Annotated in this window: 7 protein-coding genes and 2 pseudogenes; 7 read left to right on the top strand and 2 right to left on the bottom strand. The window is 37.1% G+C overall.

The features are described from left to right. Nucleotides 1-8: 8 nt before the first annotated feature. Nucleotides 9-2,531, bottom strand: a complete 2,523-nt coding sequence (locus NXV01_RS06400; RefSeq protein WP_259021984.1) for a glutaminase family protein — start codon at nt 2,529-2,531, stop codon at nt 9-11. Between the two features lie 537 nt (nt 2,532-3,068). Here NXV01_RS06400 and NXV01_RS06395 point away from each other — a divergent pair. From NXV01_RS06395 to NXV01_RS06370, 6 genes and pseudogenes are all read left to right on the top strand, one after another. Next, the gene (locus NXV01_RS06395) at nt 3,069-4,352 is read left to right on the top strand and encodes a tyrosine-type recombinase/integrase (RefSeq protein ID WP_309569314.1); all 1,284 of its coding nucleotides are present in this window, start codon (nt 3,069-3,071) and stop codon (nt 4,350-4,352) included. Between the two features lie 718 nt (nt 4,353-5,070). After that, nucleotides 5,071-5,700: pseudogene (locus NXV01_RS06390) on the top strand (glutaminase domain-containing protein); the annotation flags it as partial. Between the two features lie 26 nt (nt 5,701-5,726). After that, nucleotides 5,727-7,265 (top strand): IPT/TIG domain-containing protein, encoded by a 1,539-nt coding sequence (locus NXV01_RS06385; RefSeq protein ID WP_234133941.1) that lies wholly within the window; start codon nt 5,727-5,729, stop codon nt 7,263-7,265. A 32-nt stretch (nt 7,266-7,297) separates the two neighbouring features. After that, nucleotides 7,298-10,417 carry a TonB-dependent receptor gene (locus tag NXV01_RS06380; RefSeq protein WP_234133940.1) on the top strand — a complete coding sequence of 1,040 codons (3,120 nt, stop codon included), beginning with the start codon at nt 7,298-7,300 and terminating at the stop codon, nt 10,415-10,417. A 16-nt stretch (nt 10,418-10,433) separates the two neighbouring features. Continuing rightward, nucleotides 10,434-12,545, top strand: a complete 2,112-nt coding sequence (locus NXV01_RS06375; RefSeq protein WP_259021980.1) for a RagB/SusD family nutrient uptake outer membrane protein — start codon at nt 10,434-10,436, stop codon at nt 12,543-12,545. 22 nt (nt 12,546-12,567) lie between these two features. Further along, nucleotides 12,568-13,629 carry a DUF4973 domain-containing protein gene (locus NXV01_RS06370; RefSeq protein ID WP_195648888.1) on the top strand — a complete coding sequence of 354 codons (1,062 nt, stop codon included), beginning with the start codon at nt 12,568-12,570 and terminating at the stop codon, nt 13,627-13,629. A 92-nt stretch (nt 13,630-13,721) separates the two neighbouring features. On the opposite strand, the gene NXV01_RS06365 is transcribed toward NXV01_RS06370, so the two are convergent. Further along, the gene (locus NXV01_RS06365) at nt 13,722-15,071 is read right to left on the bottom strand and encodes an ATP-binding protein (RefSeq protein ID WP_195648967.1); all 1,350 of its coding nucleotides are present in this window, start codon (nt 15,069-15,071) and stop codon (nt 13,722-13,724) included. Nucleotides 15,072-15,350: 279 nt separating this feature from the next. Here NXV01_RS06365 and NXV01_RS06360 point away from each other — a divergent pair. After that, nucleotides 15,351-15,962: pseudogene (locus NXV01_RS06360) on the top strand (glutaminase domain-containing protein); the annotation flags it as partial. Nucleotides 15,963-15,993 lie beyond the last annotated feature (31 nt).

Below are 15,993 nucleotides of genomic sequence, written 5' to 3'. Positions count from 1 at the left end.
GATTTAAATTATTGATTATTCTGAACTTTGTCCATTAATACCTTCATCCAGTATCCTCCGATTACTGAACGTGCTCTGAAGCCGACCCATCTGCCGCTGTCTGTATGATGCCAGTCACTGATAGGCACACGAGATACCGTTTCGTTGATATATTTATAGAGAGGATTAGTAAATTTCTGAAAAGTTTCTTTATCCGGAGACATAGCTGCTGTCCACATAATCCAGTCGGATTTTGTATACTCTTTGCGGGAATCTAAAGGAAGTCCATAAGGATTCTGTTTTGTCAAGTAATAGCTGATTTCTTTTCCGATTACATTATTAGGGAACAGATTCAGATTCCACAACTTATCCCAAACCATATTGTATTTTTGGCTCCAAGTGTTCTTACGGTCAAAAGCCAAACGGTAATGGTCGCCTTCATTTGCCATTCCTTCCCACTTCACCGCCATTTTCTTGGCTGTCGCTGCATATTTATCTGCCACATCATTCAAACCGAGCATACGAGCCATCTCGCTATATCCGGCTACGCCCATAATCGCTTTCACTGAAAGGTTGGCATTGTGCGCCCAATGTCCGGCAAAGTCATCCGTGCAAAGTTGGTTTTCCGGGTCCTGTCCATACTCTACTAAATAATTAGTCCATGTAGTTAAAATGTCCCAATATTTCTTAGCATAATCAGCATTACCTTCGATCTTCGAAATGGCTGCTGTTAGAATCACCATGTTACCACTTTCCTCAATTGGCATATCACCACCATAAACTTGTCCATTAGCTATTGGGTAAGTACCAAGGTCATGTGCAGCAAAAGGTTTATTCCAGCGACCACTTGCACTATATTCGAAAATACTGGTCATCATCGCTTTCTCCAAATCTGGATTATAAACGAGGAACAGAGGGGCGGACGGATAGGTCAGATCGACTGTATTGATACAGCCATTACTGTTATTCTCTTTAGAGAACCACATCAGATTACCTTCTTTATCAGTAAAGAGCTTGTGAGCAGAAATAACTTGACGATAGGCTGCAGAGCAGATTTCTGCATATTTTTTGCCACCTGCTTTTTCTGCATCACTATAAATAAGTTCGTCAAGTGCACGACAACGCTCCATGATGGATTGATAGTTATCTCTTAGTTTCTCGAAAGCATCAAAAATCGTCACTTTACCATCATGTTTCCAATATCCCATACGTTTTTCATACATATATTCAATAGAATAAATGTCATCATAACCGATCATCATGAAACCATCTTTACCATCTTTGGTAACAGTTCCAAAATTATGTACATAAGCCATTGCAGGAGTATTTTCTTCTCTGCGAGTGATCCATTTAGTTTTACTTGAAGCTAAAGTTCCATTTTTAGCAAAAGATTCTTTCATTCCGCTATAGTCACCCAAGCTTACAGATTTTCCTGCTCCATTTACACTACCAAGATATACATATCCCCAATCCGCACAAATCAAATCACCTTTACGATCACAGATCGGTTGATTAATAGTACCAGCCTCTACATAACTAATACCATTTTTTGATAATGTGCGCGCAATAGTGGGTTGGGTTGTTTCATTCACTGCTAACTCCGGAGTAGTTTCTATATAAAATTGTACATCGTGCTCTTTTTTATCAAGAGGACGTACACGATAAGAGATGTAGTTAATCGGAGTTGAAAGCAAGTCCAAATCATCTATCAATTGAGGTGCTGTAAATACGACATCTAATTCGACTGGGCCACAAGTGAATGTATAGTAACTGGAAGTGGCTAATACATCTACCGACTTCTGTATGGCTTCATTATCAAATGTTACTGCATTTTTCTTTTCACGATATAAACCGAAATCCACGTAAGATCCTCCAGTTGTGTTATGACAATGTGCGGCAATCACATTTTTACCACTACGAAGTTTCTTCTTTGCTTCATCTGAAAGTTTTAGGTTTACATTATTCTTCCATACGAGATCCGTAGCCACCAGTCTTTCCCCATTTAAATATAATTCGAATACATCGTCGTGAGAATAAATGAGAAAAATATTTTCTGTTAAATCCAAATCATTAATTTCAAATGTACGTCGAATATAAATATCTGTATTATCTCCTTTCCATTCTGTACGGACCCGTGGCATATCACGGCTGCCGAAGGCAGCTTTACCTTTTTTCCAACTACTATCATCAAACTGGAATTCTTGCCATCCATTTGCGGGTTGGCTATTAGTATATGCCGCCTCCCAGCGTTCCACATTCGTCATGGGAGCAATAGGTATTAGAGCCACTTGATCTTTACCCAGGAAACGATACACTTTACCATCTACACGTAAGGCTCCTACTAAAGGCTTTTTAGCTGTAGTCCAGTGTTCTGTACTTCCTTCCATCAATTTATCATAAGGAGACCAGATAGAGAAGTGAGGATCTGAAACAACGATAGGTACTGATGGAGTACGTAGCGCTACCTCTTTTACTGGTTTAAATAAGTTGCCGGTTTGAGCATTTGCAAATAAACCGACCGAAAAGACCATTACTGTTAGTAGTTTCTTCATAAATATTTTCTAATTAATCTACAATTTTAAGGTTACCCATCTACAATCTTGTTTACCAATAAAGAAAAACAAACCCTACATTTTCTTTTATTCTTCTTTTTACCTTACTACTATTACCTCTTAAAAATGCAATTTTACCTTTCTTATCGCTATACCTAAATAATATATAAAATCAGTACTGTCGAACATTGATAAATGCTAGGGGGAAAAGTTAATATAGAATTGTGTGTTTCAGGCAGACCTGGGAGTCATACAAATCCAACTGTTTTTCTATAGCATTTTATTTGTAACGCTACAAAATAATGGAATTAATGCTAAATATTAGGAAAATCTGTGTTCAAGAAAGGACAAAATCTATTCTTTTTTCATGTTTTGAACGTTTTTAAAGTATAAAAAAGGTCTGTTACAGTATGATTTGAGTAGTTTTTTTCCTTTTTGAGCAATTTTTATCCACTTTTTTTAAAGATAGCGCAATACATTTTGAGATTCTAGCTTTTAACGATGAGATATTGCTCATTTCAGATAGCTTTTGTAACTTTGCAATACGAATGCAATACAGATTTTACTATCGCCAAATATACTCCATATATTAAACCAAGGTACGTCACTCGAGAGGGGACTACTGTCCTTTATGTTCGATATAACTACAATCGAACTAAGCGTACGCTCATCTCTACTGGATACAGTATTAAACCAGAACACTGGGATTCTAAAAAGAGATGGATTAAGCGCGCTTGTCCAAACTATGATGAGATTGATGCCTGTCTGATTAGAATGACATCCAAGCTTGGAGAAATTCTTATATATGCAAAGATAAATGGAATAAGTCCAACCGTAGATTTTGTTTTACTTGAACTAAAAAAGAATAGAGAATATGAATTACGACCTAATCGGGTAGATATCTTTGATGCATTAGAAAGATATATTACAGAAAAAGCTCCAGTTGTTTCTGCAGATCAAATAAAAGACTACCGAACACTTCGCAAACATCTGGTCGCTTTCAAAGAACATTCATCGCAACCAATTACTTTCCATAACCTGAATCTTATATTTTACAATGAATTTATGGACTATTTATTTTATAAAGTTATAAAGCCCGATGGAAGTGTTGGTTTACTCACTAATTCTGCTGGAAAAATTGTACGTTTGTTAAAAGGGTTTGTTAATTATCAAATAGATAAAGGAGTTATTCCTCCAATTGACTTGAAGCATTTTAAGGTCGTAGAAGAAGAAACTGATGCTATTTATTTAAGTGAAAAGGAACTTTCAACAATACACGAGTTAGATTTGTCAGATGATAAGCAATTGGAAGAGATTAGAGATGTTTTTATTACTGGGTGTTTTACAGGACTACGATATAGTGATCTCTCAACATTAAGTCCTGAACATATTGATTTAGATAATGAGATTATAAATCTCAAACAGAGAAAAGTGCATAAAGCTGTCATAATCCCTATGATCGATTATGTACCGGAAATACTCAAGAAGTACAACTACGATTTACCTAAAATTCCTAGATATATATTCAACGAAAGAGTTAAAGAATTAGGGCGAAGAGCAAAACTAGAACAGAAAATCGAAGTTGTTCGCAAAAAAGGAAAGGAACGGGAAAAGAGAGTCTATGAAAAATGGGAGATGATCTCTTCTCATACCTGTCGACGATCGTTTTGCACAAATATGTATTTATCCGGCTTTCCTGCTGGAGAGCTTATGCGCATATCTGGGCATAAGAGTCCATCTGCATTCATGAGATATATAAAGGTTGATAATCTACAGGCTGCAAAAAGACTAAAAGAACTTCGAGCTAAACTTGCCAGGTAAAGATTGAAATATTTTATCTTAGTTATTTCAAATTATGTTCTATTTTTCATGTATGCAGAAGAATTAATCTTCTATTGAGTTGCTAAATAGAAAAAAGAAAGTCACATTTACATCATATATATTCCTTTTATTGAATATATATAGCATAATTCTTTATAAACATGTACTTTTTCATACTATCGAAAACGAGTTTTGATATAATGAAACAAGTCGTTGGTTTAAAAGAAACATCTCCTACCTTTAAAAGAAACCACTTATTGGTTTAAAATGAACTACGCTATGGCTTCCTGAATAGGTTTCTAACATCTATTTTTCTTGTTTTCTTAAGCTATTATACGATAGCATTTCTCTGCAAAATAGTATAAAAAGATAGATAATTCATTCTGGAAAGCCTCATTTACGTCGTGTTCATTCAATAAGAGCCATTATTCAATCTATTTGATTTTTTATATCTCAAAATGTTGCCAGTTTTTATATCATAAAAGAAGTTACATAGATAAAAAGGGAAGAGAGAGAGGAAAAATATTCATTTTTTCAGATTAGTCCATATTTCATCTTAGACTACCATTATATTCATCCATTAGCTTTTTTATTTATTAAAAGTCTACTCATAAGTTAGAATTTTGTACTTTGTTTGATGCCCATAACAACACAAAGACAACACGAAATAACGATAATTCATTGTGTAACAACTAGTTATTTACTGTCAACTTAGTCTGGACAGGACCCAGGCAATCAACTTTGTACAGATGATTTTGCAGGTCATTGGGCTCACAATGCCAATCTTTCAGTGAAAGCGATTATGGGTGTAGCCGGATACAGCGAGATAGCTCGTATGCTTGGAATGAATGATGTGGCTGATAAATATGCAACGATAGCTAAGAAAATGGCGGTGAAATGGGAAGAAATGGCAAATGAGGGTGATCATTACCGTTTGGCCTTTGACCGTAAGAATACCTGGAGCCAGAAATATAATATAGTGTGGGATAAGATGTGGAGTCTAAATTTATTCCCAAATAATGTAATAAAGAAGGAGATTGATTATTATTTAACAAAGCAGCATCCTTACGGACTGCCTTTGGATTCCCGTAGAGAATACACTAAATCCGACTGGATTATGTGGACAGCGGCTATGTCACCCAATCAATACACATTCGAAAAATTCGTATCCCCCCTTTATAAATATATCAATGAAACAAATTCTCGAGTACCTATTAGTGATTGGCATGATACAAACAGTGGTGACTGGATAGGATTTCGTGCACGTTCAGTGATTGGGGGATATTGGATGCAAGTATTGATGAATAAATCTTATGAAGTGTTTGAGTTAAAGAATTTCTATTATTAATTAAAATGAAAAACATGAAAAGTAGAATGAAAAAAGTATTGAATGAATGGCAGTGGATGATACTGGCATTACTTGCAATTTGTAATTACAGTTGCAAGAATGAGAACAATGTAAAAGTAGGTGTTTTTGATCCTTCAAGCCCTATGACAATTTCTGATTTTACTCCACATGAAGGTGGAGCATATCAAAAACTTTTAATCTATGGGGAAAATTTTGGAACTGACGCTTCTAAAGTAAAAGTGACTATTGGTGGAAAAAACGCAATTGTTATTAATGTGAAACACACTCATATTTATTGTTTTGTTCCTTCTGGAGCCTTTAATGGAGAAATAGAAGTAACCGTAGGTGAAGGAGAAAATAGTATAACAGCTGTTGCTGATAGAAAATTTGAATATCAGAAAAAGATGGTAGTAGGAACACTTTGTGGTTATCGCAATAATCGTGATGATCAAGGATGGAAAGATGGACCATTTGATGGTCCCGATGGTATCAGATGTTGCGGTTTTGCTAATAGCGGTCGTATGGCATTCGATCCGCTAAATAAAAATCATATATATATATGTTATGATGGTCATAAGGCCATACAATTGATTGACTTGGAGAAACGTGAACTTTCTTCACCTTTGAATATTAATACCGTGCCTACTAACCGCTTGCGTAGTATAACCTTCAACAAAAAAATAGATGGATATGCTGATGAGGCACAATATATGATCATATCAGTTGACTATGATGGTCGGGGAGATGAAAGTGCCAGTGTTTATATCATCAAACGTAATGCAGATGGAACATTCAATGATAATTCTGATATTCAATTGCTAGCTTCTTATAAACAATGTAATGGTGCCTCTATTCATCCTATTAACGGGGAACTCTATTTTAACAGTTATGAAAAGGGACAGGTATTTCGTTTGGACTTAGCTGAATATTTCAAAACAATCAGAAATAATCAGGATTGGGATCCAGTCGTAAAAAAACATCCGGATATCTTCAAACAACTATTTACTATTGCTGACCCTAGTTGGGAGTTTCAGATTTTTATTCATCCTACAGGCAAATACGCTTATTTTGGAGTCATTAATAACCATTACTTTATGCGCTCTGATTACGATGAGGAGAAAAAAACATTCATTACTCCATATAATTTTGTGGGAGGTTATAAACAAAGTGGTTATAAAGATGATGTAGGAACGGTGGCGCGCATGAATCAACCTAGCCAAGGTGTGTTTGTCAAAAATGACGAGTATATAGGTGAAAATGATGAGTATGATTTTTATTTTGTAGATAAGCTCAATTTCTGTGTACGAAAAGTAACTCCGGAAGGTATCGTTTCTACATATGCAGGACGAGGAATATCTACAACTTTGGCTGATGGCAACCAATGGGGAACGGATGATGGTGATTTGCGCGAAACAGCACGTTTTCGCGATGTTACCGGGCTTGTTTATGATGATGAGAAAGAGATTTTCTACATTCATGATCAAATAGGACGTACCATTCGTACCATTTCAATGGAGAAAGCTGTAGCTATCGGTGACAAGACAGTGGATGACGAATATAAATAAAAGAAACTAACAAATAAACATACTATTGGAATATGAAAAAAATATTAGCTATTTTCTTATTGGTCGCAGTAGTTCCATTGACAATATTAGCACAGCAAAAAATTACTGTAGGAGGAATAGTCACCGACACACAAGGGGAGCCAATGATTGGCGTAAACATTACTGTAAAAGATGTAGCCGGTTTGGGTACTATTACAGATATTAACGGTCAATTCATCATTAAAGTAGAACCCTATCATCGTCTGCTATTCTCATATATTGGATACGATAATGTAGAAGTGCTTGTGAAGGAACAGCGTACTGTTAACGTAACAATGAAGGAGTCAGAAGCGAGCAAATTGGACGAAGTTGTCGTTACTGGTATGGGGACTCAAAAAAAGCTTACCGTAACGGGAGCTGTAACGAACGTAGATGTAGGTGAGCTGAAACGTTTTCCAACTTCTAATATCTCTAATGCATTAGCAGGTAATGTACCGGGTATTATTGCCCAACAAACTTCCGGACAACCGGGGAAAAATACATCAGAATTCTGGATACGAGGTATTTCGACTTTCGGAGCTAGCTCGAGTGCTTATATTTTGGTAGATGGATTTGAACGCAGTAGCTTGGATGAAATCAATATTGAAGACATCGAGTCGTTTACAGTATTGAAAGATGCTTCCGCCACTGCCATTTATGGCTCTAAAGGAGCTAACGGTGTGGTACTGATTACAACCAAGCGCGGTAAAGCCGGAAAGATAAATATTGATGCTAAAGTGGAAACCTCTTACAATACTCGTACTATTACACCAAAGTTTGTAGACGGCCTTACATATGCAGGATTGATGAACGAAGCGTTGGTGACCCGTAATAAGGGAGTGGCCTATCAACCTGAAGAACTGGAACTATTTCGTACTCAAATGGATCCGGATTTTTATCCGAATGTAGATTGGTTAGACTTGATTTTGAAAAATGGTGCATGGAGTTATCGTGCCAATCTGAATATGCACGGCGGTGGTAATACTGCCCGTTACTATGTGTCTGCAAGTTATACAGAAGACCAAGGTATGTATAAAACTGATGAAACATTACGGAAAGATTACAATACAAATGCCAACTATAAGCGCTGGAACTATCGTATGAATGTGGATATTGATATAACAAAGAGTACTATTCTGAAGTTAGGTGTAGCTGGCTCGCTTGCTAAGCGCAATAGTCCGGGATTAGGGGACGATACTTTGTGGGGAATGCTTTTCGGATATAACTCTATTGCTTCACCTGTGTATTACTCCAATGGATATACACCTATTTCTCATAGGGATAATGTGAATAAGCTCAATCCATGGGTAGCCTCCACACAGACTGGATATAATGAAAATTGGGATAACAATCTACAAACTAACGTAACCTTGGAACAGAAATTGGATTTTATCACTAAAGGTTTGAAGTTTATCGGACGCTTTGGATACGATACAGATAACAGTAACTGGATAAACCGCCATCGTCAACCGGATTTATATAAAGCAAATGGACGTGATCAGACAACTGGTGAAATTATCTTTGATAAAATGTTTTCTGCATATGATATGCAACAATCAAGTGGCAGCTCTGGTAAACGTCGAGAATTCCTTGACTTGTTATTAAGTTGGGACCGTAGTGTAGACAATCACCATGGAGGAGTTACTTTCCGTTATACACAGGATAGTGAGAAACGCACCGTAGATATTGGTTCGGATATCAAAAATGGTGTGTCAAAACGTAACCAAGGATTGGCGGGACGTTTCACTTATAACTGGAATTACCGCTATTTTGCCGATTTCAATTTCGGTTACACCGGCTCGGAGAACTTTGCTCCAGGACATCAATTCGGTTTCTTTCCTGCTTTTTCTCTAGCTTGGAATGTAGCCGAAGAACCATTCGTTAAACAACACCTAAAATGGATGAATATGTTTAAAATACGCTACTCACATGGCAAAGTAGGAAATGATAACCTTGGAAACGAAAACCGTTTTCCATATTTATATACCATAGCAACAACTGGATATAATGACAAAGGGGATCCTAATTATGTATATAATTGGGGATTTGGTGATTATAAAAAGCAATTCATTGGTGCTCATTATACACAAATGGCTTCAACCGGCGTAACTTGGGAAATTGCAACAAAAGATGACTTGGGAATAGACTTTTCTCTCTTTAATGACAAACTTACTGCAACGGTAGATTACTTCTATGAAAAACGTACAGGAATTTTTATGCCTCGTGAATTTCTACCAGAAATTGCCGGTTTAGAAAGCAAACCGAAAGCAAATGTAGGTGCGGTAAAATCTCGTGGATTCGACGGTAACTTTACCTACCATCAGAAGCTTGGTAAAGTGGATATGACTGTTCGTGGCAACATCACATACAGTAAAAATGAGGTGCTGGAAAAAGATGAAGAAAATCAAGTTTATTCTTATTTATATGAAAGAGGCTACCGTGTAAACCAGTGTAAAGGATTGATCTCTGAAGGATTGTTTGCCAATTATGATGATATCCGTAACAGTCCTAAACAAAGTTGGGGGACAGTACAACCTGGTGATATAAAGTATAAAGATGTCAATGGCGATGGGATTGTTAACGATCAAGACAAAGTGGCTATTGGTGCTACAACCAAACCGAACTTAATATATGGCATAGGGGCTTCTTTTGCATGGGAAGGTTTTGATATCAATATTCATTTTCAAGGAGCTGGAAAATCTACTTTCCCCATTTATGGTAAGTGTGTCTATGCGTTTAGTGAAAGTGATTGGGGGAATATCTTCAAGGATATGATAAATGACCGTTGGGTGGATGCAGAAACTGCTGTCAAGCTAGGTATTCCTGCTAATGAAAATCCGAATGCATCTTATCCTCGTCTGAGTTATGGAGGAAACAGTAACAACCAGCAAACATCCACTTTCTGGATGCGTGATGGACGGTATATTCGTTTAAAGAACTTGGATATCGGTTATACATTGCCAAAGAATTTCGTAAACAAACTGCATTTTAATAATATTCGTGTTTACATCACAGGATCAAACCTGATTACATGGTCAAAATTTAAGACTTGGGATCCAGAATCAGCCAATCCACGTGGCGAAGACTATCCATTAACAAAATCGATTACTGTGGGAATAACTGTCAACCTATAAAATACAATTAGAAATTATGGTAAAGAAAATTTTTATATTACTATTAGCTATAGTGGGAATAGGATTTATGCTCTCCTGTTCAGATTACCTAAATTCGGAGAAATATTTCAAAGATCGTCTAACCTTGGAAAAAACATTCGAAAGCAAGGATCATGTGGAAGAGTGGTTAGCTTATACTTATTCATTTCTAAAAGGAGAAAACGAAGAGGTTACGACTAAAAACCCCGGAACTAATCCTTTCTGTTTCGCTGACGATATGTATTTTGGTGATCGTGATAAAACAATTGATGCTACCAAAAATGAATTGTCGTATAATATGTTCAAATTGGGAGAATATGATGAAAACTCATATAATATTGGTGCTTGGGGAGCATGTTACAAAGGAATTTATCAAGCATCCGTCATGATTCATAATGTAGACAAATGTAAAGAAATGGAAGACTGGGAGATTCAAGACTACAAGGGACAAGCTCGTTTTGCACGTGCCTACTATTATTGGTTGTTGTTACGGCGTTATGGTCCTGTGCCTGTTATGCCGGATGAAGGGGTAGACTACACTGAAAGTTACGAACAAATTGCTACGCCACGCAACTCATATGAAGAAGTGGCCCAATATATTAGTAACGAAATGGTACTGGCTGCCAAAGAATTGCAATACGACCGACGTACAGATAATTATGCTGTTACTCGTCCCACTAGGGGGGCTGCACTAGCGACACGTGCCTATGCACTGATTTTTGCTGCTAGTCCATTTGCTAATGGTAATAACGATGAATACGCGCAGGCATTAGTAGACGATCAAGGTAATCGTCTACTCTCTCAGGAATATACTGAAGAGAAATGGGCGAAGGCCGCTGCTGCATGTCGGGATGTTCTTGATTTAAATGTTTACGACTTGGTTCATGTGAACAAATCCACTTCGGATAATGGGCCTTCCGAACGTCCGACTGTTAAAATACCGGATGATGGGGAATTTTCCACTAAAGAGTGGCCCAACGGTTGGGCTAATATTGATCCGCTTAGATCTTATCGTAACATATTCGACGGGACGTTATTGCCTGCTAATAATCAAGAACTCATCTTTACACGTGGTGCGACAGATATTAATATGATGGTGCTTCACCAAATGCCAAAAGATGATGGTGGGTGGAACTCACATGGTATGACGCAGAAAATGCTTGATGCTTATTATATGAACGATGGAACCGACTGCCCGGGTATGAATAGTATGTATATGGGAGTTACCGGTTATGAAGACCGTGTAGATAGCCGTGAGCGCAGGACTGGATTTACCGGATTACAAGATCTTAAAAATGGTAAGTACACAGAACTCGGATGGAAATATGATCCTAATAAGGGTGACAATGAGCAGGCTTCAACAGGCATGAATGTTTCTTTACAGTATGTAGAGCGGGAGCCAAGATTCTATGCCTCTGTGGCATACAACGGCTGTACATGGCATTACTTGAGCCAGACTGAAAGCAAACCCGCTGATTGTAATCAACAGGTCTGGTACTATTTTAGAAGTTCTGACGGTTATCGAAATGATGGTTTCTATTTGCGTACAGGTATAGGAATCAAGAAGTTTGTTCACCCAAATGATTATCCGGGTAATTATGTCGCAAAAGCAGAAACTGCTATCCGTTATGCTGATATTTTATTGCTTTATGCAGAAGCACTGAATGAGTTAACTGGAATTTATGATATTTCTTCTTGGAATGGAGCGATAACCTATACTATCAGTCGTGACAAGTCACAAATGGAACGGGGTATTCATCCGGTTCGTATTCGTGCCGGCCTACCAGACTATAGTGACGATGTATATGCTAATGCTGATAAGATGCGTAAAGCGTTGAAACGTGAACGTATGATCGAATTAATGGGAGAAGGGAAACGCTATTTCGATCTTCGCCGCTGGAAAGACGCACCTACGGAAGAGGCTGTGCAAATATATGGATGTAATGTTTTTGTGGCTGAAGACAAAAGAGAAGAATTCCATTCTGCTATCCCTGTATACAATCTTCCATCTACATTCTCTGAGAAATTGTGGCTTTGGCCAATCAAACACAGTGAGTTGAAACGCAATTCTCGTTTGACACAGAACCCTGGATGGACCATGTATGATTAATTATAAAAGTAGAGACAGATATATGAAAAAGATATATACTTTAGCAGTTTTAGCTGCAATTATCGTGTTAGGAACTTCCTGTAACTCAGAATGGGAAAAGGAACAGTATCAACATTACATCTCTTTTAGCTCTCCTTTAGACAGCAAAGGAGTCACGAATATTTATGTGCCTTATAGTCGCCATGATATAGAAGGTAATTATGCAGAAGGTGGCGAAGGAAGGTCCAGTTATCGCTTGCCAGTACTTGTCAGTGGTTCTACTGATAATACTCAAGATATTACCATACATATATCACATGACTCGGATACGTTGAACACTTTGAATAAGGCTCGTTTTGCAACTCGTACAGATTTATTCTATAAAGATATGGGAAATGAAAGGTTAACGTTTGTTTCCTATCCAGAAAACATGCTGATAGGGGCAGGACAAAATATTGGTTTGTTAGACCTCAAGTTTGATTTTCGGGGAATTGACATGTCTGAAAAATGGGTACTTCCATTACAAATAGTAGACAATCCGTCTTACGGTTATCAAGCACATCCACGTAAAAATTACGCTAAAGCAATATTGAGAATTTTTCCGTTCAATGACTATTCAGGTGATTACTCCGGAACAGGACTAACTAACAAAGTTGTGATGGGCGAAAATACAGATGGCACAATAAATGAAACAGCTGAATCTATTACGAAAGCTTCAGTAAGAGGATATGTAATAGACGAACAGTCGATGTTCATTTATGCCGGAATTGTAGATGAAGATTATACAGACCGCAAAAAATATAAGATTAAATTCAAATTTAAGGGCGACAAGAACGGGTCAGTCAGCATATCGTGCGATAATGCGGAAGAGATTGGATTCAAAGTGAATGAAAAAATTATGCCTTCATTCCGTATTTCATCATCCATGGATGAAGCAAAACCTTACTTGGAACATCGTTATGTAATTATCAATAACATAGATTACTTCTTCAATTATATTCCAGTAGAAGGCACTATCATTCGCTATCATGTAAAAGGTACATTGACTTTGTCACGCGATATCAATACCCAAGTACCAGATGAAGATCAGGCTATTGAATGGTAATTTGTAAGTATCCGCTTTATTCCCTTAAAGAGATTAGTGATTAATAGTTAGTAGGCTGCACAATATGAAGTGCAGCCTACTCGGTAAATGGCTTACATATCTTCCAGCCCTAAAACTCGTGTCTCAATATCATATTTTGCCATCTCTTTGTGTCTTAGATGCTCCACTTTTTCCATGAAGGCCGAATGGACATAATTGTTCTCCGGCATTCGTTTCACCTCAGCTACAAGTGCTTTCTTACCACTTGATTTGAGAGCAACAATATCAATTTCAAAAGAATTTAATCGTTCCTTGTTTGCAGAACTTTTAGTTTCCCACCAGGAGCCAATTTCTTTAAACCCTCCTTCCTCTGCTAATTTCTGTTTAAAATATTTCTCCAATACTCTACCTGAATAGGTCTGATAATCAGCCTTTGCTAGTTGACGAAGGTCTTCAAAGTTCTGTAGCTCAATATAGGAACGGTTCCGTTCAATGTATTTAAACCAGAAATTTAGAAAGTTATCACCAATAATATATCGTACATTCTTCTTTGTACCGGGTTTCGCAAAAATAGGCCGCTCACGAGTTATCAAATTATACACATTTTCTAATTTACTTAAATGGCCTCCAATAGATATACCACCTAATGCCGATTCTATTTCTCCTTGTGTATAATGTCCATTTGCTATTTCTAATAGGATAGAAAAGTAAATACCGTAATTTTTTCCAAATTCAGTAATCAACAAATTACGCCCTTCATCTATAAACAGGGAATTCTCTGAAAAAACGAAGTCATATATCCGGTCAACAGAAAGCGCTTGATTGTCACAGAATAACTCTACATATTTAGGGATTCCTCCGCTCAATGTATACAAAGCTAACAGGTCATCATTGGTATACCCGGGTGCAAAATCCTCCATAATTTGTTTTAGCACTTTGGTATTGAAGGGCCGAAGACATAAAATGTTGTCAGCACGTCCGAATAATGGTTCTCCATGATCTGTGAATATCTTTTGCATCAATGAATATACAGAGCCGCTAATTACAAGATTTATTTTAGTTTCTTGCCGATATTCATCCCAAAGATTTTGCATATCACTAAAAACATCGGGTCTGATATTATAAAACTCCTGAAATTCATCAATGACAATATTAAAAGAGCGTGTTTTTCCTATTTCGAAAAGATATTGTATCAAATTAGTAAAGTTGGATATGCCATCCGGAATAAAAATAGATAATGTCTCACGTACTATTTTTATAAAATCTGCTACTAATATACTCTCTGCCTTTCTTCCAATGAAAAAATAGACAGTAGGTGTTCCCTTCAGAGCCTGTTTTATAAGACTGGTTTTTCCAATACGCCTACGGCCTGTAACCACAATCATTCTGGAGTTTTGACCAAATGCAAGCTCTTGTACACGCTTTAATTCTGCAATTTCTTTCTCTCTATTATAAAACTTCATAATCAATAAGTTTTTCTCAACGGTCGTTGAATCAACCGCCGTTGCAAAAATATGAAATAAATTAAGAACAGGCAATTTTACAATACTTATTATTGATGTTTTCGCCATTTTTAGAGCTCATCCGAAAGAAAATGGAATAATAAAAAAATGAAAATAAGTGACTTTATTGAGAGAAAAATTACTTTGATTTTACTCAAAAAAGGTGTAAAGCACAATACAGAAACAATACATAAATCTATAATACCTAGATTATCAAATAGATATAATAAGATTTGTTAGTTTGGACAGGACCCGGAAAACCAACTTTGCACGGATGACTTCGCCGGGCATTGGGCGCACAATGCCAACCTTTCAGTGAAAGCGATTATGGGCGTAGCCGGATATAGCGAGATGGCTCGTATGCTCGGTTTGAATGATGTGGCAGATAAGTATGCAGCGACAGCCAAGAAAATGGCGGTGAAGTGGGAGGAAATGGCAAATGAAGGCGACCATTACCGTTTGGCTTTTGACCGTAAGAACACTTGGAGCCAAAAATACAATATGGTTTGGGATAAGTTGTGGAATCTGAATCTGTTCCCTAATAATGTAATCGGAAAAGAAATCAGCTATTACTTGACAAAACAGAATCCTTATGGACTTCCTCTAGATTCCCGCAAAGAATACACAAAATCCGACTGGATTATGTGGACAGCAGCTATGTCTCCGGATAAAGAGACTTTTCAGAAATTTGCTAATCCTCTCTATAAATATATCAACGAAACGGTATCTCGTGTGCCTATCAGTGACTGGCATCATACAGACAGCGGCAGATGGGTCGGCTTCAGAGCACGTTCAGTAATCGGAGGATACTGGATGAAGGTATTAATGGACAAAGTTCAGAATAATCAATAAAACTACTATGGTGTTAACTCAAAATTTATAC

Origin of the sequence: Bacteroides sp. BFG-606 (genome assembly GCF_024788145.1) — a bacterium.
GTDB lineage: Bacteria > Bacteroidota > Bacteroidia > Bacteroidales > Bacteroidaceae > Bacteroides > Bacteroides vicugnae.
Note: the sequence above shows the minus strand (reverse complement) of the source record. Positions and strands in the feature narration are given on the sequence as shown.